Genomic DNA, 21,807 nt, shown 5'->3' on the forward strand with positions numbered 1-21,807 from the left:
TGCCGGCGGCGCGCCCGGGCACGCTGGCGGCATGCATCGATCGATCCGCGAGGCCCTCGGGGTGCTCTGGCCGCGCGAGTGCGCCGGCTGCGGCGCACCCGACCACGGCGTGTGCCGTGCGTGCGCGGCCGTGTTCGGCACGACCCATGTCGAGCATCGCGGCGATGTGCGCGTGGCGTGGGCGGCGACGTACGACGGCGCCGCGCGCGCCGTCGTGCTCGCGGCGAAGGAGGAGGGGCGCGGGTCGGCGACGCGGCTGCTCGCGTCGACGCTGCGGCGGCTCGTCGACGAGGTCGCGTCGGGCGAGGACGACACGCCGCTGGTCGTGCTCGTCCCGGCGAGTCGCGAGGGCACGAGACGCCGTGGCTTCGTGCCCGTGCGGGTGCTCGCGCGCAGGGCCGGGATGCGGTGGATCGAGCTCGTGCAGGTCGCCGACGGGCAGCAGAAGCGGCAGGGCCGGGAGGCGCGGCTGCACCGCGCCGCGTTCCGCGTCAGGACGCGCGACGCGCCGAGGATCGATGGCGCTCGCGTCGTCGTCGTCGACGACGTCGCGACCACCGGCGCGACCCTGCGCGAGGCCGTGGCCGCAGCCCGTGCGGGCGGCGCCCACGTCGTCGCGGCGGTCGTCGTCGCGCGGGTGCCGCGTCATGGCTGACGCATGGATGCGTGCTGGACACGGGCCGGGCACGTGCCGATAGGCTGACCCGACCCAAGGCGCTTCCGCCACCGACCCGGGGCGGATCGCCCTATCAGGTTGGAGGTCACCGTGGACGTCGAGATCACCGCCCGAGGGGCTCGCATCACCGATCGCTTCGAGGCGTATGCCGAGGAGAAGCTCGAGAAGATCGGCCTGCTGCTGCCCCGTGCCACCTCGATCGCGATGCGCGTGTCGCGGCATGCCGATCCGAACGCCACCGCAGGTGGCCGCGTCGAGATCACCGTGCTCGTGCCCGGCAGCGTGATCCGCTCCGAGGCCGAGGGTCCCGACAAGTACATCGCGTTCGACGCGGCCTTCCACAAGCTCATGGAGCGGGCACGCCGCATCCACGACAAGCGCACCGACCGCGGCGCCAAGCGCGCCTCGGTGCGCGAGGTCGCCTCCGGCGACTTCCGCGGGCTCGACGTCACGCCCGCCGACGCCGCCGTGCTCACCGCCGTCGCGACCGGCGAGGTGCCGATCGTCGAGGACGAGCAGGAGTGGTCGCCCGTCGTCATCCGTCGCAAGCAGTTCCCGTCGAAGCGCATGACGACGCGGCAGGCGGTGGACCAGATGGAGCTCGTGGGCCACCCGTTCTACCTCTTCGTCGACGCGGAGACCGACCAGTGCGCCGTCGTCTACCGACGCAAGGGCTGGTCGTACGGCGTCATCACGCTCGAGGGCGAGACGACCGACCTCGACTGAGGCCGCTCGCACCTCGGCGCCGGCGTTCCGCCCAGGGCGGACGCCGGCGCCCGTGCGTCCAGACCGACCGGGGTAGCATGGACCCTCGGTTATCGAACCGTTACATCCACCGAACGGGAGAGACATCCGTGGCGAACGTCTTCGAGCGAGTCCTGCGCGCAGGCGAGGGAAGGATCCTGCGACGCCTCGAGCGGATCGCGAAGGACGTCGATGCCCTCGAGTCGGGGTTCGCGGACCTCACCGACGAGGAGCTCGCGGAGGAGACCAACGAGTTCCGCGAGCGGTTCGCGCTCGGCGAGTCCCTCGACTCGATGCTGCCCGAGGCGTTCGCGGCCGTGCGCGAGGCGGCCAGCCGCACGCTCGGCATGCGCCCCTACCCCGTGCAGATCATGGGTGCTGCAGCGCTGCACCTCGGCAACATCGCCGAGATGAAGACCGGTGAGGGCAAGACGCTCGTCGCCGTCGTCGCCGCCTACCTCAACGCCATCCCCGGCACGGGCGTCCACGTCGTCACGGTCAACGACTACCTCGCGAGCTACCAGGCCGAGCTCATGGGCCGCGTGCTGCGCGCGCTGGGCATGACGACCGGCTGCATCGTCGCGGGCCAGACGCCCGACGTGCGGCGCGAGCAGTACGCCGCCGACGTCACGTACGGCACGAACAACGAGTTCGGCTTCGACTACCTGCGCGACAACATGGCGCACCAGAAGGAGGCGATGGTGCAGCGCGGCCACGCCTTCGTCATCGTCGACGAGGTCGACTCGATCCTCATCGACGAGGCGCGCACGCCGCTCATCATCTCGGGTCCCGCGGCAGGCGAGGCCAACAAGTGGTTCGGCGAGTTCGCCCGCATCGTCAAGCGCCTCAAGCCCGACGTCGACTACGAGGTCGACGAGAAGAAGCGCACCGTCGGCGTGCTCGAGCCCGGCATCGAGAAGGTCGAGGACACGCTCGGCATCGACAGCCTCTACGAGTCGGCGAACACGCCGCTCATCTCGTTCCTCAACACGGCGCTCAAGGCGAAGGCCCTGTTCAAGAAGGACACCGACTACGTCGTGCTGAACGGCGAGGTGCTCATCGTCGACGAGCACACGGGCCGCATCATGCAGGGCCGCCGCTTCAACGAGGGCATCCACCAGGCGATCGAGGCGAAGGAGGGGGTGCAGATCAAGGCCGAGAACCAGACGGTCGCGACGGTCACCCTGCAGAACTACTTCCGCCTCTACGACAAGCTCTCGGGCATGACGGGCACGGCCGAGACCGAGGCTGCCGAGTTCATGTCGACCTACAAGCTCGGCGTCGTGCCCATCCCCACGAACAAGCCGATGTCGCGCAAGGACAACGCCGACCTCGTGTACGCGACGGTCGAGGGCAAGTTCCGCCACGTCGTCGACGACATCGTCGAGCGTCACGAGGCCGGCCAGCCGGTGCTCGTGGGCACGACGAGCGTCGAGAAGAGCGAGTACCTCTCGACGCAGCTCAAGAAGCGCGGCGTGAGGCACGAGGTGCTCAACGCCAAGAACCACGCGCGCGAGGCTGCGATCGTGGCGCAGGCCGGCCGCGTCGGCGCCGTGACGGTCGCCACGAACATGGCCGGTCGAGGCACCGACATCATGCTCGGCGGCAACGCCGAGCACCTCGCCGTGCAGGCGATGGAGGAGCGCGGACTCAGCCCCGTCGAGACGCCCGACGAGTACGAGGCCGTCTGGGACGAGGTCTTCGAGCAGGTCAAGGCCGAGGTCGCCGAGGAGGCCGCGAAGGTGCTCGAGGTCGGCGGCCTCTACGTGCTCGGCACCGAGCGCCACGAGTCGCGACGCATCGACAACCAGCTGCGCGGCCGCTCCGGCCGTCAGGGCGACCCGGGCGAGAGCCGCTTCTACCTGTCGATGCAGGACGACCTCATGCGCCTGTTCGGCGGCCCCGTCGCGCAGCGCTTCCTGTCGATCGGCGCCGACGAGGACGACGACGTGCCGCTCGAGTCGAAGGTCTTCTCCCGCGCGATCCGCTCGGCGCAGGGCCAGATCGAGGCGCGCAACGCCGAGATGCGCAAGAACGTGCTCAAGTACGACGACGTCATGAACCGCCAGCGCGAGTCGATCTACGCCGACCGCAGGCACATCCTCGACGGCGACGACCTGCAGGACCGCGTGCAGGGCTTCCTCGAGACCGCGATCAAGGAGCTCGTCGACGAGCACACCTCCGCCGGCCATGCCGACGACTGGGACCTCGAGGCGCTGTGGACCGAGGTGCGCACCATGTACCCGGTGGGCATCACGATCGACGAGGTCGTGGCCGAGGCCGGCCCGCGCCTCACGTCGTCGTTCATCGCCGACGAGCTGCTCTCGGATGCGCGACTCGCCTACGGCCGTCGCGAGGAGGCGCTCACCGAGGCTGCGATGCGCATGCTCGAGCGTCGCGTCGTGCTGAGCGTCATCGACCGCAAGTGGCGCGACCACCTCTACGAGATGGACTACCTGCGCGAGGGCATCGGCCTGCGCTCCATGGCGCAGCGCGACCCCGTCATCGAGTACCAGAACGAGGGCTTCACGCTCTACCAGCAGATGATGGCGGCGATCCGCGAGGAGTCGGTCGGCTTCCTCTTCAACCTCGACGTCAAGGTGCAGCAGACCACGACCGGCGCACCCGCGGCGGTCGAGGGAGGCGGGCTCGACGCGCCCGAGGACGACCAGTCGAAGCTCACGTACTCGGCCCCCGACGAGGACGGCGAGGTGGCGGTCTCCGACCAGCGCGGCCGCACCCTGCAGGGCGCGACGAACCTGGCGAAGCAGAAGTCCGGCAACCCCGCGGCCGCTGCGGCAGCGCAGGCGCAGGGTCAGTCGCGCCAGCAGCGTCGTCAGGTGCCGAAGGCGCAGCCCGTGCGGCCGCAGCCCGCGCAGAAGGGTGCCTTCGGGCAGTCCGAGCCTGCGGAGGGGGGCACGCCGGCAGCGCCGAGCGGCAACCGGCAGCAGCGGCGATCGCAGGGCAAGAAGCGCTGACGTGCGGCCTCTCACCGAGGAGCAGATCCGGTCGTCGTTCGTGAACGCGACCGAGCAGCAGCTCGAGCAGCTGACGATGCCGGGTCTGCACGAGACGATCTGGGAGGAGCGCGAGTACCTGGGCTGGCGCAGCCCGCACTCCGCGCGACTCGGCTACATCGTGCAGTGGCTCGGCGGCGAGCCCGTCGGCATCGTCGTGCGGTCGTCGACCGCGACGCTGCGCCCGGGCATCGCGGCGATGTGCACGCTGTGCCACTCGACGCAGCCCGCGACGCAGGTGCGGCTCTTCACGGCGCCGCGTGCTGGGGAGAAGGGTCGCGCGGGCGACTCGCTCGGCACCTACATCTGCGAGTCGCTGTCGTGCTCGCACTCGATCCGCATCGTGCCGCCGTACATGGCGAGCGCGTCGCGCATCCAGGAGCGCGGCGAGGCGATGCTGCAGCGGCTCGGCGCGTTCACGCGCCGCGTCATGGCCTGACGCGGCGCCTGGCCGCGCTCAGCCGCCCGACTGCAGCGTCACGAGGCCGCCGTAGGCCGTGACGCCGAGCGGCGGGCCGTAGCCCTCGGAGCCGCCGCCGTTCGAGTAGACGGCGACGATGAGCCCGGCGCCCGTCGCGGGGTCGACGTTCGACACCCATCCGCTGCCCGACGCACCCGAGCCCATGACGCAGTCGACGCCCAGGTTCGGGTCGCCGCCGACGCCGTAGGTGATGGTCGAGTCGGAGCAGTAGCGCTGCACCTCGGCGTCGAACGGAGCGGGGTCGCCGGGGTAGCCGGCGAACACGATGCCGTTCGTCTCGGCCTGGAAGCTCACGCCCTGGCCGCCGACGACGTCTTCGATCTCCCGCCCCTGCGCGTCGGGCGCCATGCGCATGAACGCGAAGTCGAAGCCCATCCAGCCGTTGTCGTCCTGGCCGTCGAGCCAGCGGTCGTTGGCGGTGATGTACTGCTCGGGGTACCACCAGTCCTCGGCCTCCCAGACGCCGAACGGCGCGGCGCCGTCGTCGTACGCCGGCGTGAACGTGATGGATGCCATCTCGGTGCGGGTGTCGTCGCTGAACACGCAGTGCGCGGCCGTGATGACGATGTCCTGCGTCTCGCCGTTGATGACCGTGCCCGAGCACGTGTACTGCCCGCCCTCGTCGTCGGTCATGTCGAGCCGGCCGACGGTCGACTGGATGAGGTCGCCCGTGAGCGACGGTGCGACGTCGGGCAGGTACTCGTCGCCCTCGGTCGAGTCGGGCAGCCCGGCCTGCGACTGCACGAGCGGCGTGCCGCGCGTGGGCTGCAGGATGACGTCGGTCGCGGCGTCGGGGGAGTAGCCCGCGCTCGTGATGGGGCTCTCGCCGGCGTAGTAGGCGCCGACGTCCTCGGGCGTCGGGTCGCTGTCGGCGACCGGCTCGTCGGGCTGCACGAACTGGCTGGGGTCGACCGTCTCGGTCGGCTCGGCCGTCTGCGTGGGCTGGGGCTGCGGCTGCTGCGTCGTCGGCAGCGGCTGCGGCTGCGGCAGGGGCGGGGGCAGGACGATGCAGCCGCTGAGGGCGAGCGCGGCGGCGCTCGCGACGACGATGGCGCGCACCCGACGAGGCGTGGTCATGGGACTCCCATCCGAGACGGACGGATGCATCGTACGTCCGCGCGCTCGGGAGGGTGCCGGGTGCCGGGTGCGCGCTCGCTGCGCGTCACCCGTCCCAGGTCAGATCGCGGCGATGAGGATCGCGGTCCAGTGGCAGAGGAACGCGACGACGGTGCAGGCGTGGAACAGCTCGTGGAAGCCGAAGTGGCCGGGCACGGGGTTGGGGCGCTTGATGCCGTAGAAGACGGCACCGACCGTGTAGGCGAGGCCGCCGACGCCGATGAGGATCGCGGTCGCGGGACTCACGGCGTAGATCGCGGGCAGGTACGCGACGGCGGCCCAGCCGAGCGCGACGTACAGCGGCACGTAGAGCCAGCGCGGCGCCGTGACCCACAGCACGCGGAAGGCGATGCCGAGCGCGGCGCCGCCCCACACGATCGAGAGCAGGATGGTGGCCTGCTCGGTCGAGAGCGTGAGCACCGCGAGGGGCGTGTAGGTGCCGGCGATGAGCAGGAAGATGTTCGAGTGGTCGAGGCGCTTGAGCGCCAGGCGCGCCCGGTCGCTCCAGTGGAAGCGATGGTACGTCGCCGAGACGCCGAACAGCAGCAGGCTCGTGGCCATGAAGATCGCCGAGGCGACCTTGCCGCCGGTCGTGTCGGCGAGCGCGACGAGCACGATGCCCGCGACGAGCGCCAGGGGAGCGGTGACGAGGTGGATCCAGCCACGCCACGACGGCTTCTCCTCGCGTGCGGATGCGGCGACGGCGTCGCCTGCGGCCTCGATGAGCGGGAGGTGCGGAAGCGACTCGGCCTCGGCATCGCTCGACGCGGGGGCCGCGTGGTCGCGGCGGGGAGAGTCGGTCTGCATGCTCTTCAGTGTACGACGTACGCAATGCCTCGTCCATGATGGACGCAGCACGCAGGGGGCATACATTGGGGAGGTGGCGACGAGACGAGGCGGGACAGGCATCCTGTACCGCGCGTACGAGCGCCGCCTCCGCCGGGAGCTCGCGGGCGGCCCCGTGCCGACGCACATCGCGATGATCATCGATGGCAACCGTCGCTGGGCTCGGCTCAACGCGCTCGACAGCGTGGGCCACGGCCACCGCGCCGGCGCCGCGAAGATGCACGAGTTCCTCGAGTGGTGCGACGAGCTGGGCGTCGAGGTCGTGACGCTGTACCTGCTGTCGCACGACAACCTCGCCAGCCGCGACGCCGAGGAGCTCGACGAGCTGTGCGCGATCATCGCCGACCTCGCCGACGCGCTGTCGACCGGCACCGGCTGGCGCATCCGCCATGTCGGCTCCTCCTCGGCGCTCCCCGCCGACCTCGCAGCAGCCGTCGGCGCCGCGGTGGAGCGGTCGAGGGAGGCGCCGGGCATGCAGGTGAACCTCGCCGTCGGCTACGGCGGCAGGCACGAGGTCGTCGAGGCCATCCGCCGCATCCTCGAGAGCCACGACGGCACGACCCACGAGCTCGCCGAGCTGCTGAGCCCCGAGCTCATCGGACAGCACCTCTACACGACGGGCCAGCCCGACCCCGACCTCGTCATCCGCACGTCGGGCGAGCAGCGACTGAGCGACTTCATGCTGTGGCAGTCGGCGCGCAGCGAGCTGTACTTCATGGAGGCGCTCGGTCCTGACATGCGCGAGGTCGACTTCCTGCGCGCGGTGCGCGACTACGGCCAGCGCTCGCGCCGCTTCGGCCGCTGACCCGCGGGACGCGTCGGAGCGGCAGCTCGGTGCCGGGTGGGTCGGCCCCGGCGTCTCGTGGCGGCTCCTCGCTGACGCTCGGGGGGCCTCCTCGACCAACTGGGAGGAGCAGGTCACGAAGGGCAGGGACGACCCTCACCAGCTGGTCGAGGAGCGCGCGAGCGCAGCGAGCACGCGTCACGAGGCCACGCGACCGCGGCTCCTGCCCGGCCACGCGCAGGGTCGCGTCGAGCAGGCACGTCGCGTGGTCTCGTGACGGCTCCTCGCCCTTCGGGCTCGGGACCTCCTCGACCAGCTGCTGAGGGCGGCACCCTGATGGGGTGGGTGGCGCTCGCGGCCTTGACGGCCAGCTGGCTCGGTGCCCATCCCCGGCCGCCTGCGACCCCGGTGTTACGAGTCCGTGAACGCGCCGAACGTGCCGCGTGTCGCTGCGAGCCGTGTCGGAGGGCGGGCGTAGCGTCAGCCTCAGTCGGGCACATGCCCGACGACCCACCGCGGCCGCGACGCCGTGAAGGGAGGCGGCCGCCCGAAGTTCCGACCGAGTCGGTGAGGAGCCCACGTGCCCGAGGCCATCCACGCCCCCGAGATCGACGACCAGCTGCAGACCGCGCAGCGCACCTACGTGCTCGACACGTCCGTGCTGCTGTCCGATCCCGGCGCCATCCACCGGTTCGCGGAGCATTCCGTGGTCATCCCGGTCGTGGTCATCGCCGAGCTCGAGAAGAAGCGCCACGATCCCGAGATCGGCTACTTCGCTCGCAAGGCGCTTCGCAACCTCGACGACCTCCGCGTCGCCCACGAGCGGCTCGACTTCCCCGTGCCGACCGACAGCGGCGGCTCGCTGCGCGTCGAGCTCAACCACTCGAACCAGACCGTGCTGCCCTCGGGCCTCCAGCTGGGCGACAACGACTCCCGCATCCTCGCCGTCGCCTGCAACCTCGCGAACGACGGCCTCGACGTGTGCGTCGTGTCGAAGGACATGCCGATGCGCGTGAAGGCCGCGTCGATCGGCCTCGCGGCCGAGGAGTACCTCGCCGAGCAGGCCGTGGAGTCCGGATGGACGGGCACGGCCGAGGTCGCGCTGTCGGGCGACGAGATGGCCACGCTCTACGAGGACGAGCGCCTCACGACGCCGATGGTCGACGGCCTGCCGCTCAACACGGGGCTCGTGATCACCTCGGAGCGCGGCTCGGCGCTCGGCCGCGTCACGGGCCCGGGCGTCATGACGCTCGTGCGCGGCGACCGCGACGTCTTCGGCGTGCACGGCCGCTCGGCCGAGCAGCGTCTCGCGATCGACCTCCTGCTCGACGACGAGGTCGGCATCGTGTCCCTCGGCGGCACGGCGGGCACCGGCAAGTCGGCGCTCGCGCTCGCTGCCGGCCTCGAGGCCGTGCTCGAGCGTCGCCTGCACAAGAAGGTCATCGTCTTCCGCCCCCTGTACGCCGTCGGCGGCCAGGAGCTCGGCTACCTGCCGGGCGACAAGGACGAGAAGATGAACCCCTGGGGACAGGCGATCTACGACACGCTCGGCGCGCTCGTCTCCGACAACGTGCTCGACGAGGTCGCCGACCGCGGGCTGCTCGAGATCCTGCCGCTCACGCACATCCGCGGCCGCTCGCTGCACGACGCGTTCGTGATCGTCGACGAGGCGCAGTCGCTCGAGCGCAACGTGCTGCTGACGGTGCTGAGCCGCATCGGCCAGAACTCGCGCGTCGTGCTCACGCACGACGTCGCGCAGCGCGACAACCTGCGCGTCGGACGCCACGACGGCGTCGCGAGCGTCATCGAGACCCTGAAGGGCAACGCGCTCTTCGGCCACGTGACGCTCATGCGCAGCGAGCGCAGCCGCATCGCCGCCCTCGTCACGAGCCTGCTCGACCACTAGGTCGAGCGCGAGACCGTCCGTCGCAGCCGATCTCACGCCGAGCGCCCGCATCCGCTGGATGCGGGCGCTCGTGCGTGCACGGAGCACCCAGGTCGGGCGGGCATCGTCGATGCATGGGACGGGGAGATGCGACCAGGACCGGTGAGCGCCGAGCCGAGGTCGTGCGGCGCGTACGACGCGAGCAACGCAGCCTCGTCGGCTCCATCGCCGCAGTCACGCTCGTGCAGCTGGGCGCGCTGACGCTCATCGCGGTGCGGTCGGACGTGCTCACCGGTGGACGCGCGATGCCGGTGCCGGTGCAGTGGTCGATCGCCGCGACGATCGCCATCTGGATGGCCCTCGTCGTGGCGATGGCCGTGTACCTGTGCGTGGGGCACGACCGCGACGAGCGGCAGTGGCCCGGCAGCGTGCACGTGCGCGAGACGTGGCGCATCCAGCGCGCGCACGCGCCCGGCGTCGCCGGATGGATCGGCGCAGCCGCGCTCCTGCCGCTCGCGATCTGGCTGCCGGGCGTGCTGTCGATGCCGTGGGTCGACGTGCTGCACGGCGTCGTCATGTGGATCGGCCCCGCGATCACGGCGATCTTCATCCCGCTCGCCGTGCGCGCGCAGGGTCGCATCGATCGGGCGGGTGCGCTGCGCCACTCGGACGTCGTCGGGGAGCGGGATGTCCTCGACCGTGCGCTCGAGCAGGAGTCCGAGGCGCGCTGACCGACGGTCTGTGGACGGTCGCCGACGCGATCGCACGGGCGGGGCTAGCGTGCCCGCATGCTCGCCGCCGTCCGCGCCCCCGCCGTTCCCGTGCGGCTGCGCGCGATCGACGTGGCGCTCGGTCTCGCGCTCGCAGCCGGTGCCGCGCTGCTGTCGGTGCAGGCGGGCTGGATGGGCGCGACGGGTGCCGCGACGACGGCCCTCGTCGTCGCGGCGCTCGTCGCACCTGCGCTCGCTCGCATCGACCTCGCCGACCGACGGCTGCCCAACGTGCTCACGGTGCCGCTGCTGGGCGTCGCGCTCGCGTGCGCCGGCGTCGGCGCCGTGCTCGGCGCCTGGATGGGCGGCGTCGTGGCGCTCGCGGTCGCGGTCATGCTCGGCGCGATGTGGTGGCTCGGCGGCATGGGCGCCGGCGACCTGAAGCTCGGCGCGGGGCTCGCGCTCGCGACCGCGCCGCTCGAGTGGTGGCTGCCGCTCGCCGGCATCGCGTGCGCGTTCGTGCTCGGCGGCGCCGTGGGGCTCGTGGCGACGGTGCGCGGTGCCGAGTCGGTGCCCTTCGGGCCGTGGCTGCTCGCGGGCACCGGGGTCTCGGCGGTGCTCGCCGCCGTGTGACCGTCGCGCATTGCGCAGTGTGACGATCCGATTGGTCCGCGGGTCCCGATGCTTCCTACCGTGGGAGCACCCCCAAGGACCTTCCCAGGAGCACCACCATGTCGACCTTCGCTCGATCCCTCGCCGCGGCAGCCGCCGCATCCACCCTCCTGCTCGCGGGCTGCGCCGGCGGCGCCGGCGGCGGCGACTCCGAGGCCGCGCTCGGCTCGGAGGAGAACCCGGTGCGCATCGGCACCACCGACCCCGCCGACTACTGGGACACGTTCGCCGACCTCGCCGCCGAGGAGGGCATCTCGGTCGAGATCGAGCTGCTCTCCGAGTACACCGAGCCGAACCCCGCGCTGAGCGAGGGCGACCTCGACATCAACCAGTTCCAGCACATCCAGTACCTCGCCGACTACAACGTCGCATCGGGCGACGACCTGCAGCCCATCGGCTCGACGGCGATCTACCCGCTGGGCCTGTACTCGCAGCAGTACGACTCGGTCGAGGACATCCCCGACGGCGAGACCATCGTCATCCCGAACGACGTCGTGAACCAGGCACGAGCGCTGCTCGTGCTGCAGTCGGTCGGACTCGTCGAGCTCGAGGACGGCGGCAGCACCGCGTCGTCGGTGCAGGACATCATCGAGGACGAGTCGCGCGTCGAGGTCACCCCCGTCGACGCATCGATCACGGCAGGCTCGCTGCCCGACGTCGCCGGCGCCGTCATCAACAACAACTTCCTCGGCTCCGCCGGCATCAGCTCGCAGGACGCCATCGCTGCCGACGACCCGTCGGACCCGTCGGCGCTGCCCTACGTCAACGTCTTCGTCGTCCGCGCGGAGGACACGGACAACGAGGTGCTGAACCAGCTCGTCGACATCTACCAGGGCAACCAGGAGCTGCTCGACGAGGTGCAGGAGTTCGCGGGCAACACGGCCGTGTTCACCGTGATCCCCGCCGACGAGCTGCAGTCCTCGCTCGCCGAGGTGCAGGAGCAGATCGAGTCGCAGCAGTAGGACTCGATGACGACGAGCGCGGGCACCAGCGATGGTGCCCGCGCTCACCGCGTCACCCACCGACCACCACCGATGAGGACGAAGCACATGCCGCACATCTCCATCACCGACGTGACGAAGTCGTACCCACCGCGGCGCAGAGGCGGCGCGACCGTCGTCGCCGTCGACGGCGTGAGCCTGGACGTCGAGCGCGGTGACGTGTTCGGGGTCATCGGCTACTCGGGTGCCGGCAAGTCGACGCTCGTGCGCCTCATCAACGGCCTCGAGCCCGTGACGCAGGGGTCGATCCAGGTCGACGGCGTCGACGTGACGTCGCTGTCGGGCGCGCGCCTGCGCGAGGTGCGGCAGGGGATCGGCATGATCTTCCAGCGCTTCAACCTGCTGCGATCGCGCACGATCCGCGCGAACGTCGCCTACCCGCTCGAGGTCGTGGGCATGCCGCGCGACCAGCGGCGCGCCCGCGTCGACGAGCTGCTGCGCTTCGTCGGCCTCGAGGACAAGGCGGATGCCTACCCCGAGCAGCTCTCGGGCGGCCAGCAGCAGCGCGTCGGCATCGCGCGCGCGCTCGCGGCCGAGCCTGCGATCCTCCTCGCCGACGAGGCGACGAGCGCGCTCGACCCCGAGACGACCGACGAGGTGCTCGACCTGCTGGCACGCGTCAACCGCGAGCTCGGCGTCACGATCGTCGTGATCACGCACGAGATGGACGTCATCGCCCGCATCGCGACGAAGGTCGCCGTCATGGAGCAGGGGCGCGTCGTCGAGTCGGGTGCCACGTACGACGTGTTCACGAGGCCGCAGACCGACACGGCCAGGCGCTTCGTGCGCACCGTCGTGCGCGCGCTGCCCGACGGGGATGCGCTCGTGGCCCTGCGGCAGCAGCACGACGGCCGACTCTTCACGATCTCGTTCACCGACGAGGGCGCGAGCGAGGCACGCGTCTTCGGCGCCCTCGCGCGTGCCGGCGTCGACTTCCACCTCGTGCACGGCGGCGTCGACGACATCCAGGGCCGCGTCTACGGCCTGCTGACCATCGCGGTGCGCGGCGACGACGCAGCCATCCGCGATGCCGTGGCGAGCATCGGCTCCGGCGTGACGATCACGGAGGTGACGGCATGAACGATCTCGTCGAGCGGCTGCAGGAGCTGCTGCCCACGCTGTTCGAGCAGACCGGCATCACGCTGTGGCTCGTCGCGGTCTCGCTGCTGTTCGGCGGCATCGGTGGCCTGCTCGTCGGCACGGCGCTCTACGTCACGCGACGCGGCGGCGTGCTCGCGCAGCCCGTCGCGTTCTGGGTGCTGAACGCTCTGGTGAACACCATCCGGCCGATCCCGTTCATCATCTTCATCGTCGCGCTGCAGCCGGTCGCGCGTGCGGTGCTCGGCACGGGGCTCGGCACCAACGTGATCATCTTCTCGATCTCGATCGCCGCGACGTTCGGCATCGCGCGCATCGTCGAGCAGAACCTCATCTCGGTCGACCCGGGCGTCGTCGAGGCGGCGCGGGCGATGGGTGCGAGCCCGTGGCGCATCATCCGCACCGTGATCCTGCCCGAGGCGTTCGGCCCGCTCATCCTGGGCTACACGTTCGCGACCGTCGCCCTCATCGACATGTCGTCGGTCGCGAGCATCATCGGCGGCGAGGGTCTCGGCGCCTACGCGCTCGACTACGGCTACCGCCGCTTCGACCCGGTGGTGACGTGGTCGGCGCTCGCGATCATCATCGTCGTCACGCAGCTGGTGCAGGGCCTCGGCAACTGGCTCGCGCGCCGCATCCTGCGCCACTGACGCGGCTGAGGGCGGATGCGCGAGAGGCGGCCGGGCGTCAGCCCGGCCGCCTCCAGCATGCGGTCCCGCGTCAGCCGCGGCGGCGCATGCGCTGCCGCGCGACGAGCCCGCCGCCGACCGCGGCGACCGCCGCCGCCACGAGGGCTGCGAGCCACGCGACGTCGGCGCCCGTCTGCGGCAGCGATCCCTCGCCGCCCGCGACGTCGTCGCCGACGCCGGGCGTCGTCGACGGGGTCGGTGCCGACGGAGCCGGGTCGTCGCTCGGCGACGGCGTGGGGTCGACCGAAGGCTCGGGCGACGGCTCCGGCGAGGGCACGACCTCGGCGGCCTGCTCGTCGAACGCCACGAGCGGGTTCGGGATCGTGACCTGCTGCAGCTGCGCGGAGTCGGCGAAGAAGTCGTACGCCGTCACCACGAGGCGGTCGCCGTAGACGTCGAGCACGCTGCCGCGGTTCACGTCGCCCGTCGTGACCTCGGAGCGCGTCGCCGTGTCCTCGCCGACCGCATCCCACTCGATGTGCATCGCCATGGTGTTGATCGACCAGAAGCCGTCGGCGTGCCCGTCGTCGGTGCGGCGCTGCATCGCCCAGTCGCCCTGCTCGGCGGGGTAGTGCGTGTGGCCCGAGAAGACGACGGCGTTGGGGTAGTTGCCGAGGATGCTCGTGAGGCGATCGTTCATCTGGTGGTGCTCGGAGTAGTTCGGCGCCCACGTGCCCGACGTCGTCTCGCCGAGCGGGAAGTGCGTCAGCACGACGACCTGGCGGTCGAGGGCGGTCCAGTGCGCCAGGCGCTCCTCGAGGAACGCGACCTGCGCGTCGCTCATCGCGACGTCGGTCGGCGAGGCGAACTCCTGGCCGAGCACGATGACCGGCACCGCGCCGCCCGTGCCCTCGAGCACGTACTCGTCGTAGACGCCCTCGCGCTGCGCGAACTCGAGGAACCGCGCACGGTTCGCCTCGAAGCCGCCCGACGCGTAGCGCTCGTGGTTGCCGATCGCCGCGATCGTCTGCTCGGGGCGCACGCCGGCCGTCGCATCCATGACCGCGTCGATCTCATCCCACTCGGCCGTCGTGCCCGAGCTCACGATGTCGCCCACCATGAGCAGGCCGTTCGCGTCGGGGGCGAGCTGCGCCATCTGGCCGATGCCCTGCTGGAGGTCGGCGGGGTGGCCCTGGATGTCGGAGACGACCCAGGCCTGCGTCGGGGAGCCGGCGACGTCCTGCTGCACCTGGTGCACCGTCGCGGAGTCGATCGCCCAGTAGCGGCCGCCGGTGCCGGCCGCGAAGACCCACGTGAACGCGACGTCGGAGGCGCCGACCGGCACGTCGAGCACGACGTTCTGCATGGCGTTCATCTGCGTCTCGTCGTAGCCGCTGACGACCGTCGTGTCGTCGAGGCGCAGCACCTCGGTCGCCTCGCCGCCGTCGAACGACGCGAGCACGATGCCCGACTGGCCGGGCGCGCCGCGGTAGTGGCTGTCGAAGGTGAGGCGCACGGCCGCGAGGCCCTCGACCGACACGGGGTCGAGCGCGAGCGTCGCCGAGTACGCCTCGCCGCCCGCCTGCTGCGCGTCGGCGATCGCGATGGCGCCGTGCGCGCGCGAGAACCGGCCGCGCATCTCGTCGACGTCAGCCGTCCACGCGTCGCGCGTCATGCTCGCCCAGGTGCCGGTGGCTGCCGGCGCGTCGGGCGCGCCGACGGCGTCGAAGCCCTCGCGGGCGAGCACGCCGTCGGTCGTGACGTCGGTGACGACGGGGTCGATCGCGACGGGCGCCGACGGGTCGCCGGGCACGGACGCCTCGGGGTCGGCCGCCACCGTGAACGCGACGGGCTCGGCGAGCGACTCGTAGCCGTCCTGCGCGAGGAACCATGCGGTCCACTCGCCTGCCGCGAGGTCGCCCGAGAACGGCAGCGCGCCGGACGCGTCGGGCGCGTAGTCCCACAGCGTCGACGGCTGGTCGCCGGGCGTGACGCCGGCGGGGTAGATGCCGACCCAGTTGGTCGCGTCGGGCACGTCGGTCGCGTACGTGGCCGTGATCGGCTGGCCCGTCTCGTAGACGACGGCGTCGAGCGTCAGCGTCGACGCGGCGGCCTGCACCGCCGCGTCGGGTGCGGCGTCGGGTGCGGCGATGGCCGTGGATGCGGCGAGCGGCGAGGCGACGAGCGCTGCGACGAGGGCCGCGGGGGCGACGATGCGCGTCGCGGAGCGGCGGCGCTGCGATCGGGGGTGCATGGGAGCTCCTCTCTTCGCGCGTCGGGAGGACGCGCACCCGGAGCCTCGCGGGGGTCGTCGACGCGAAGGTGAACGGGAGGCGACCGACCGGCTGCCCACCCCGCGCCCGCGCGGGATCCGAGCGGACGGCTGCGCGCACCTGTCCACCGCGGCCCTGCGCGGTGGCGCGTCAGCGTCCGTCGGAGCGCACCTCGAAGGTCACGGTGCCGGGCAGGTAGCGGTCGACGCTGACGTCGATCGTGCGGCCGTCGACCCCGATGGCGTGGCGGTCGACGAGCAGCAGCGGACTCGAGCGCGGCACGCCCAGCAGTCGTGCGTCGTCGCTCGAGGCGGCCACGGCGTCGAGCCGGTGCGAGCCCTCCGCCTCGGCGAAGCCCGCATCGGCGAGCAGCTCGGCCACCGAGGGCGCATCGCGCGGCTGGTCGCGCACGACGGGCGCGACCCACGACGGGTACGCGGATCGCTCGACCATCACGCGCTGCCCGTCGAGCGTGCGCACGCGCGTGACGTGCAGCACGGCGTCGCCCACGGGGACGCGCATGCGGCGCGCGAGCGCGGCGTCGGCGGGCTGCTGGGCGGAGGCGACGACGAGGCCCCCGGGCTCGAGCCCGCGACTGCGCGCCCACTGCGCGAACGACCGGAAGCCGGCGAGCCCGTAGGCGCGCACCGGCGACTGCACGACCCAGCCGGCACCGCGCTGCGGGGCGACGACGCCGCGACGCTGCAGGTGCGCGAGCGCCTTGCGCACCGTGCCGCGTGCGACGCCGTGGCGAGCGGCGAGCGACGCCTCCGACGGCAGTCGCGACCCGATTGCCACGGCGCCCGAGGCGATCTCGACGTCGATCGCGGCAGCGACCTCGCGGTAGCGCAGACGCTGCGGCGCGGCCTGCTGCTCGCGCCCGCCCTCCACGGATCCATCCTCCCATCGGGGATCCTCAGGGTGCTCATCGCCTACGCTGGGGGACAGCCCACGACGTCATAGGAGACATCGCGATGAGCACCGACACGACCCCCACGAAGGATCGCGAGCTGCCGCCGGCCGCTGCACCCGTCACCCGCACCCGCTGGACCCCTGCGAAGATCGCGCTCTGGGCGGGCATCGCCCTGCTCGGCGGCCTCGCCTGGGTCATGCTCGCCGTCGTGCGCGGCGAGACCGTCAACGCCATCTGGTTCGTGTTCGCCGCCGTGTGCACCTACCTCATCGCGTACCGCTTCTACTCGAAGGTCATCGAGCGCCACCTCGTCAAGCCCGACGACCTGCGGGCGACGCCGGCCGAGCACCTCGCCAACGGCAAGGACTACGTCGCGACCGACCGTCGCGTGCTCTTCGGCCATCACTTCGCCGCCATCGCCGGCGCCGGCCCGCTCGTCGGGCCCGTGCTCGCCGCGCAGATGGGCTACCTGCCCGGCACGATCTGGATCATCGTCGGCGTCGTGCTCGCCGGTGCCGTGCAGGACTACCTCGTGATGTTCTTCTCGATGCGTCGCGGTGGCCGCTCGCTCGGCCAGATGGCGCGCGACGAGCTGGGCCGCGTCGGTGGCACCGCCGCGATCGTCGCGACCCTGCTCATCATGATCATCATCACGGCGATCCTCGCCCTCGTCGTCGTCAACGCGCTCGGCGAGAGCCCGTGGGGCGTCTTCTCGGTGGCCATGACGATCCCGATCGCGCTGTTCATGGGCGCGTACCTGCGGTGGATCCGTCCCGGCCGCATCACCGAGGTGTCGATCATCGGCTTCGTGCTGCTCATGGCGGCGATCGTCGGCGGCGGCGCCGTCGCCGAGACCCAGTGGGGTCAGGACGTCTTCACGCTCGACCGCACGACGCTCGCGTGGGCGATCATCGTCTACGGCTTCATCGCCGCCGTGCTGCCCGTGTGGGTGCTGCTCGCGCCGCGCGACTACCTGTCGACGTTCATGAAGATCGGCGTCATCGGCATGCTCGCCGTCGCGATCGTGTTCGTGCGGCCCGAGATCGAGGTGCCGGCGTTCACCTCCTTCGCGAGCGGCGTCACGGGTCCGGTCTGGTCGGGCAGCCTCTTCCCGTTCCTGTTCGTGACGATCGCGTGCGGCGCCCTGTCGGGGTTCCACGCCCTCATCTCGTCGGGCACGACCCCGAAGATGGTCGAGAAGGAGCGGCAGACCCGCTTCATCGGCTACGGCGGCATGCTCATGGAGTCGTTCGTGGCGATCATGGCGCTCGTCGCCGCCGTGTCGATCGACCAGGGCATCTACTACGCCATGAACGCCTCGGCCGCCGCGACGGGCGGCACCGTCGAGGGCGCTGCCGACTTCGTCAACGGGCTCATGCTCGCGGGCGTGCAGACGAGTCCGGAGGTGCTCGCGCAAGCAGCGCAGGACGTCGGCGAGGAGACGATCGTGTCGCGCACCGGTGGCGCGCCGACGCTCGCGTTCGGCCTCGCGCACATCCTGCAGCAGTGGGTCGGCGGCGCATCGATGATGTCGTTCTGGTACCACTTCGCGATCATGTTCGAGGCCCTGTTCATCCTCACTGCCGTCGACGCCGGCACGCGCGTGGCCCGCTTCATGCTGCAGGACTCGATCGGCAACGTCGCGAAGCGCTTCAAGGACACGTCGTGGAGGCTCGGCGCCTGGATCTGCACGGCGATCATGGTCGCCGGCTGGGGTGCGGTGCTGCTCATGGGCGTCACGGACCCGCTCGGCGGCATCAACACGCTCTTCCCGCTGTTCGGCATCGCCAACCAGCTGCTCGCGGCCATCGCGCTCGCGATCGTGCTCACGATCGTCGCGCGCCGCGGCACGTGGCGGTGGCTGTGGATCGTGGGCCTGCCGCTCGCGTTCGTCGCGGTCGTGACCATCACGGCATCGATCCTCAAGATCTTCTCGCCGGTGCCGGCCGTGGGCTACTGGGCCAACCACATGGCCTTCCGCGACGCGCTCGCCTCGGGCGAGGAGTCGTTCGGCACCGCGGGCACGGTCGAGGCGATGGAGGCGGTCGTGCGCAACACGGCCGTGCAGGGCACGCTCTCGATCATCTTCGTGTCGCTCGCGATCGTCGTGATCACGACGAGCGTGCTCGCCGTGCTGCGCGCATGGCGCACGCGCGAGATCGTGGACCGCGAGGATGCGCCCGTGCCGTCGCGCCGCTACGCGCCCGCTGGGCTCGTCGCGTCGAAGGAGGAGAAGGCGCTCGAGCGCGAGTGGGCGGCGCTGCCCGACGACCAGCAGCCGTCGCGAGGCCACTGATGCCCGATCGCGCCGCCGCCGCCACGCACGCCCTCCGGCGTGCGTGGCGTGCGGCCGCCTGGTACGCGCGCGGCCTCACGGGCGAGTCGCGCTACGAGTCCTACCTCGCGCACGAGCTCGCCGCGCATCCCGAGCGTCCACCGCTCGACCGCCGCGCGTTCTGGCGCGACTACCACCGCTGGCAGGACGCGAACCCGCAGGGCCGGTGCTGCTGAGCGAGCTCGCGAGCTCGCGTATCGCAGGCGATTCCGGTTCCTGAGGGGAATGTTCCCTGCAGACCCGGAATCGCCTGCGAGACGCGGACTGCGAGGTGGCTACGCCTCCTCGTCGGTGCCCTTCGTGCGCAGGCGCGCGACGAGGCCGGCGCCGATCGCGACGGCGGCGGATGCGCCTGCGACGAGGGGCGCGAGCAGCGGGCCACCCGTCTGCGGCAGCGATCCCGAGCCGCCCGAGCCGCCGGCGCCCGCGCCGCCGGTGGGTGCGGTCGAGCCCGACGGGCTCACGCCGTCGGTCGGGGAGGGCACGATCGTCGGCGGCACGCTCGGGCCGCCCGACGACGGCGGCACCGAGGGCTGCGGCTCAGAGGGCTCCGGGCTCGGCTCGACCGGGATCGGCAGCACCTGCACGACCGTCGGGCGCGGGCCGTGGAAGGTGCCGTCGACGCCCGTCGCGCCGGCGGGCGCGTAGTCGGGCCACAGCGACGACGGCGTCGCGAACAGGCCGTCCTCGCCCGGGTGCTGCACCGCGACGAACACGTGCCACTCGTCGTCGTGGATGACGGGGCCGCACGTCTCCGACTCCACCGGCACCGAGAGGAACTGCTCGACGAGGCCGCGCTGCGCGCCCTCGAGCCGCACGCGGAAGAGGCCGTCGTTGTAGCCGATGCCGTCGGGAGCCCCGTCGGTCGACACCCACAGGTTGCCCTCGGAGTCGAACGCGAGGTTGTCGGGGCACGAGATCGGCGACACCTGGTCGACGGGGAAGCCTGCGAAGTACGTCTGGTCGCCCTGCGCAGGGTCGCCGCAGAGCATGAGGATGCTCCAGCGGAACGTCGTGCCGGTGTGGTCGCCGCCGTCCTCGGCGATCTCGATGACGTGGCCGTCGCGGTTCTGCGTGCGCGGGTTCGCCTCGTCGGCGACCGCGTTCGTGCCGACGCCGCGGTTCGAGTTGTTCGTGCACGCGACGTAGATGAGGCCCGTGATCGGGTTCGGCTCCACGTCCTCGCAGCGGTCCATCTTCGTCGCGCCCACGAGGTCGGCGGCGCCGCGCGTGTTCACGAGCACCTCGTCGACCGCCCAGCCGGTCACCTGCGACTCGCCGCCGACGACGAGCGGCAGCCACCGGCCGACGCCGTCGAAGGCGCCGTCGGAGGGCAGGGTGCCCGAGCCGTCGATCTCGACGGTCGAGTTGCCCTCGAACTGCGCGACGTAGAGGTCGCCGGTCTCGAGCAGCGTCATGTTCGACGCGCGGTCGCCCTCGACGTACGTGCCTGCCGAGACGAACTTGTAGAGGTAGTCGAAGCGCTCGTCGTCGCCCATGTACGCGGCGACGCGACCGTTGGCGGCGACGTGCACGTTGGCGCCCTCGTGCTTCATGCGGCCCATGGCCGTGTGCTTGCGCGGCGTGGAGGCGGGGTCGAACGGGTCGATCTCGACGATCCAGCCGAAGCGGTTGGCCTCGTTCTCGTAGCCCGGGGTGCGGGTGTCGAAGCGCGGGTCGTCGAGCTCCCAGCCGCGCGCGGTCGTCGGCGACGTGAGCCCGTAGCGGCGGTCGGCGGCCGTGGCGCCGGCGGCGGCGAAGTAGCCGTTGAAGTTCTCCTCGCCCGACAGGATCGTGCCCCACGGCGTCGTGCCGCCCGCGCAGTTGCCGAGGGTGCCGAGCGCGACGCGACCCGTCGGGTCGGCGACGGTCTGCAGCAGCGGCGAGCCCGCGGCGGGGCCGGTGATGGCGTAGGGGGTGTCGTCGAGGAAGCGACGGTTGCGGGCGGCGCCCACGACGGGCTCCCACGCCTCGGCGTCGCTGCCGCGCGTGAGCTCGACGACCGAGAGGCCGTGGGCGGCGCGGCCGACGGCGCGCACGCGGGCGGGGTCCTCGGCGATCTGCGCGGCCGGGAACATGATGGGCTCGTTCGTGTACTCGTGGTTCACGAACAGCAGCGCCGTCGTCGCGTCGATGCGCAGGATGTCGGTGTAGTCGCAGTTGTAGCCGAACTGGCGGCGCTGCTTCGCCTCCGTCTGATCGAGCGCGTCGAAGGCGGGGGAGTCGAGGAAGAGCGGGTCGCCCCAGCGCAGGATGGGCTGGTAGGTGAATCCCTCGGGCACGGTGAGCTCGTCGACCGTCGCCGCGACCGGCGCGATGGGCGTGAAGCCGAACGCGGCGCCGGGCACGGGAGCGGCGGCCTGCGCGGGCGCCGCAGCGCCGATGGCCTGGGTCGTGAGGAGCGCGACGGTGCCGGCGACGCCGGCGCCCAGCAGGGTGCGGCGCGAGAGCTCGGCGTCGATGATGTCGCGCAGGTACGCGTTGCGCGACGTGTTGCACACGTCGCCGAGGCACGCGTTCGCGCACTTCAGCTGGCACGTGACGGCACTGCGCTTGCCGCGCACGTGCGCAGCCATCGGCAGCAGTGGACGGCGTTCGACATCGACCATGGGAGCCCCCTCCTCGGT

At 71.9% G+C, this 21,807-nt stretch carries 18 protein-coding genes; 13 read left to right on the forward strand and 5 right to left on the reverse strand.

The window, feature by feature from the left end; translation table 11 throughout:
* The first annotated feature begins 31 nt into the window (after positions 1-31).
* The 4 genes from FS793_RS14320 to FS793_RS14335 all read left to right on the forward strand — a co-directional run bounded on the left by FS793_RS14320 (position 32) and on the right by FS793_RS14335 (position 4,876).
* Positions 32-655 carry a ComF family protein gene (locus FS793_RS14320; protein WP_186329544.1) on the forward strand — a complete coding sequence of 208 codons (624 nt, stop codon included), beginning with the start codon at positions 32-34 and terminating at the stop codon, positions 653-655.
* A 111-nt stretch (positions 656-766) separates the two neighbouring features.
* Entirely contained in the window at positions 767-1,402 is a 636-nt protein-coding gene (gene hpf / locus FS793_RS14325) for a ribosome hibernation-promoting factor, HPF/YfiA family (protein WP_144721504.1), read from the forward strand.
* Positions 1,403-1,530: 128 nt separating this feature from the next.
* Positions 1,531-4,398 carry a preprotein translocase subunit SecA gene (secA, locus tag FS793_RS14330; protein ID WP_144721506.1) on the forward strand — a complete coding sequence of 956 codons (2,868 nt, stop codon included), beginning with the start codon at positions 1,531-1,533 and terminating at the stop codon, positions 4,396-4,398.
* Position 4,399: 1 nt separating this feature from the next.
* Complete coding sequence (locus FS793_RS14335; RefSeq protein ID WP_186329545.1) at positions 4,400-4,876, forward strand: FBP domain-containing protein; 477 nt, start codon at positions 4,400-4,402, stop codon at positions 4,874-4,876.
* A gap of 18 nt (positions 4,877-4,894) precedes the next feature.
* On the opposite strand, the gene FS793_RS14340 is transcribed toward FS793_RS14335, so the two are convergent.
* Complete coding sequence (locus tag FS793_RS14340) at positions 4,895-5,995, reverse strand: trypsin-like serine peptidase (RefSeq protein WP_144721510.1); 1,101 nt, start codon at positions 5,993-5,995, stop codon at positions 4,895-4,897.
* Between the two features lie 99 nt (positions 5,996-6,094).
* Positions 6,095-6,841, reverse strand: coding sequence for a PAQR family membrane homeostasis protein TrhA (gene trhA / locus FS793_RS14345; protein WP_144721512.1), 747 nt, complete (start codon positions 6,839-6,841; stop codon positions 6,095-6,097).
* A 73-nt stretch (positions 6,842-6,914) separates the two neighbouring features.
* Between trhA and uppS the strand changes: the two genes are divergently transcribed.
* The 7 genes from uppS to FS793_RS14380 all read left to right on the forward strand — a co-directional run bounded on the left by uppS (position 6,915) and on the right by FS793_RS14380 (position 13,680).
* Positions 6,915-7,685 (forward strand): polyprenyl diphosphate synthase, encoded by a 771-nt coding sequence (gene uppS, locus FS793_RS14350; RefSeq protein ID WP_260980179.1) that lies wholly within the window; start codon positions 6,915-6,917, stop codon positions 7,683-7,685.
* Positions 7,686-8,244: 559 nt separating this feature from the next.
* A complete protein-coding gene (locus tag FS793_RS14355) occupies positions 8,245-9,570 on the forward strand; it encodes a PhoH family protein (RefSeq protein ID WP_260980180.1) in 1,326 nt (441 codons plus the stop codon).
* Positions 9,571-9,683: 113 nt separating this feature from the next.
* Positions 9,684-10,280 (forward strand): hypothetical protein, encoded by a 597-nt coding sequence (locus tag FS793_RS14360; RefSeq protein ID WP_144721516.1) that lies wholly within the window; start codon positions 9,684-9,686, stop codon positions 10,278-10,280.
* 57 nt (positions 10,281-10,337) lie between these two features.
* Positions 10,338-10,892, forward strand: a complete 555-nt coding sequence (locus FS793_RS14365; RefSeq protein ID WP_144721518.1) for a prepilin peptidase — start codon at positions 10,338-10,340, stop codon at positions 10,890-10,892.
* Positions 10,893-10,990: 98 nt separating this feature from the next.
* Positions 10,991-11,893: a MetQ/NlpA family ABC transporter substrate-binding protein gene (locus FS793_RS14370; RefSeq protein WP_144721520.1), complete on the forward strand. Its 903-nt coding sequence runs from the start codon at positions 10,991-10,993 to the stop codon at positions 11,891-11,893.
* Positions 11,894-11,980: 87 nt separating this feature from the next.
* Entirely contained in the window at positions 11,981-13,012 is a 1,032-nt protein-coding gene (locus FS793_RS14375; RefSeq protein WP_144721522.1) for a methionine ABC transporter ATP-binding protein, read from the forward strand.
* Entirely contained in the window at positions 13,009-13,680 is a 672-nt protein-coding gene (locus FS793_RS14380; RefSeq protein WP_144721524.1) for a methionine ABC transporter permease, read from the forward strand. The genes FS793_RS14375 and FS793_RS14380 overlap by 4 nt, the downstream gene beginning before the upstream one ends.
* A gap of 70 nt (positions 13,681-13,750) precedes the next feature.
* On the opposite strand, the gene FS793_RS14385 is transcribed toward FS793_RS14380, so the two are convergent.
* Both FS793_RS14385 and FS793_RS14390 read right to left on the reverse strand, forming a co-directional pair.
* Positions 13,751-15,913 carry a metallophosphoesterase family protein gene (locus tag FS793_RS14385; RefSeq protein WP_144721526.1) on the reverse strand — a complete coding sequence of 721 codons (2,163 nt, stop codon included), beginning with the start codon at positions 15,911-15,913 and terminating at the stop codon, positions 13,751-13,753.
* A 169-nt stretch (positions 15,914-16,082) separates the two neighbouring features.
* Positions 16,083-16,823, reverse strand: a complete 741-nt coding sequence (locus tag FS793_RS14390) for a GntR family transcriptional regulator (protein WP_260980181.1) — start codon at positions 16,821-16,823, stop codon at positions 16,083-16,085.
* A gap of 83 nt (positions 16,824-16,906) precedes the next feature.
* Here FS793_RS14390 and FS793_RS14395 point away from each other — a divergent pair, with 83 nt between their 5' ends.
* Together FS793_RS14395 and FS793_RS14400 are read left to right on the forward strand one after the other, a co-directional pair.
* The gene (locus FS793_RS14395; RefSeq protein ID WP_144721528.1) at positions 16,907-19,141 is read left to right on the forward strand and encodes a carbon starvation CstA family protein; all 2,235 of its coding nucleotides are present in this window, start codon (positions 16,907-16,909) and stop codon (positions 19,139-19,141) included.
* Positions 19,141-19,356 carry a CstA-like transporter-associated (seleno)protein gene (locus tag FS793_RS14400; RefSeq protein ID WP_144721530.1) on the forward strand — a complete coding sequence of 72 codons (216 nt, stop codon included), beginning with the start codon at positions 19,141-19,143 and terminating at the stop codon, positions 19,354-19,356. Before FS793_RS14395 ends, FS793_RS14400 begins: the two co-directional genes overlap by 1 nt.
* A 99-nt stretch (positions 19,357-19,455) precedes the next feature.
* On the opposite strand, the gene FS793_RS14405 is transcribed toward FS793_RS14400, so the two are convergent.
* Positions 19,456-21,789, reverse strand: a complete 2,334-nt coding sequence (locus tag FS793_RS14405; RefSeq protein ID WP_144721532.1) for a PhoX family protein — start codon at positions 21,787-21,789, stop codon at positions 19,456-19,458.
* Positions 21,790-21,807: the final 18 nt, after the last annotated feature.

This window comes from Agrococcus jejuensis (assembly GCF_007679035.1).
Taxonomy (GTDB): domain Bacteria; phylum Actinomycetota; class Actinomycetes; order Actinomycetales; family Microbacteriaceae; genus Agrococcus; species Agrococcus jejuensis_A.

Coding starts and splice junctions, on each gene's coding strand:
- FS793_RS14320 (WP_186329544.1), top strand. CDS start 32: ATGCATCGATCGATCCGCGAGGCCCTCGGGGTGCTCTGGCCGCGCGAG.
- FS793_RS14340 (WP_144721510.1), bottom strand. CDS start 5,995: ATGACCACGCCTCGTCGGGTGCGCGCCATCGTCGTCGCGAGCGCCGCC.
- trhA (WP_144721512.1), bottom strand. CDS start 6,841: ATGCAGACCGACTCTCCCCGCCGCGACCACGCGGCCCCCGCGTCGAGC.
- FS793_RS14360 (WP_144721516.1), top strand. CDS start 9,684: ATGGGACGGGGAGATGCGACCAGGACCGGTGAGCGCCGAGCCGAGGTC.
- FS793_RS14365 (WP_144721518.1), top strand. CDS start 10,338: ATGCTCGCCGCCGTCCGCGCCCCCGCCGTTCCCGTGCGGCTGCGCGCG.
- FS793_RS14370 (WP_144721520.1), top strand. CDS start 10,991: ATGTCGACCTTCGCTCGATCCCTCGCCGCGGCAGCCGCCGCATCCACC.
- FS793_RS14375 (WP_144721522.1), top strand. CDS start 11,981: ATGCCGCACATCTCCATCACCGACGTGACGAAGTCGTACCCACCGCGG.
- FS793_RS14380 (WP_144721524.1), top strand. CDS start 13,009: ATGAACGATCTCGTCGAGCGGCTGCAGGAGCTGCTGCCCACGCTGTTC.
- FS793_RS14385 (WP_144721526.1), bottom strand. CDS start 15,913: ATGCACCCCCGATCGCAGCGCCGCCGCTCCGCGACGCGCATCGTCGCC.
- FS793_RS14395 (WP_144721528.1), top strand. CDS start 16,907: ATGAGCACCGACACGACCCCCACGAAGGATCGCGAGCTGCCGCCGGCC.
- FS793_RS14400 (WP_144721530.1), top strand. CDS start 19,141: ATGCCCGATCGCGCCGCCGCCGCCACGCACGCCCTCCGGCGTGCGTGG.
- FS793_RS14405 (WP_144721532.1), bottom strand. CDS start 21,789: ATGGTCGATGTCGAACGCCGTCCACTGCTGCCGATGGCTGCGCACGTG.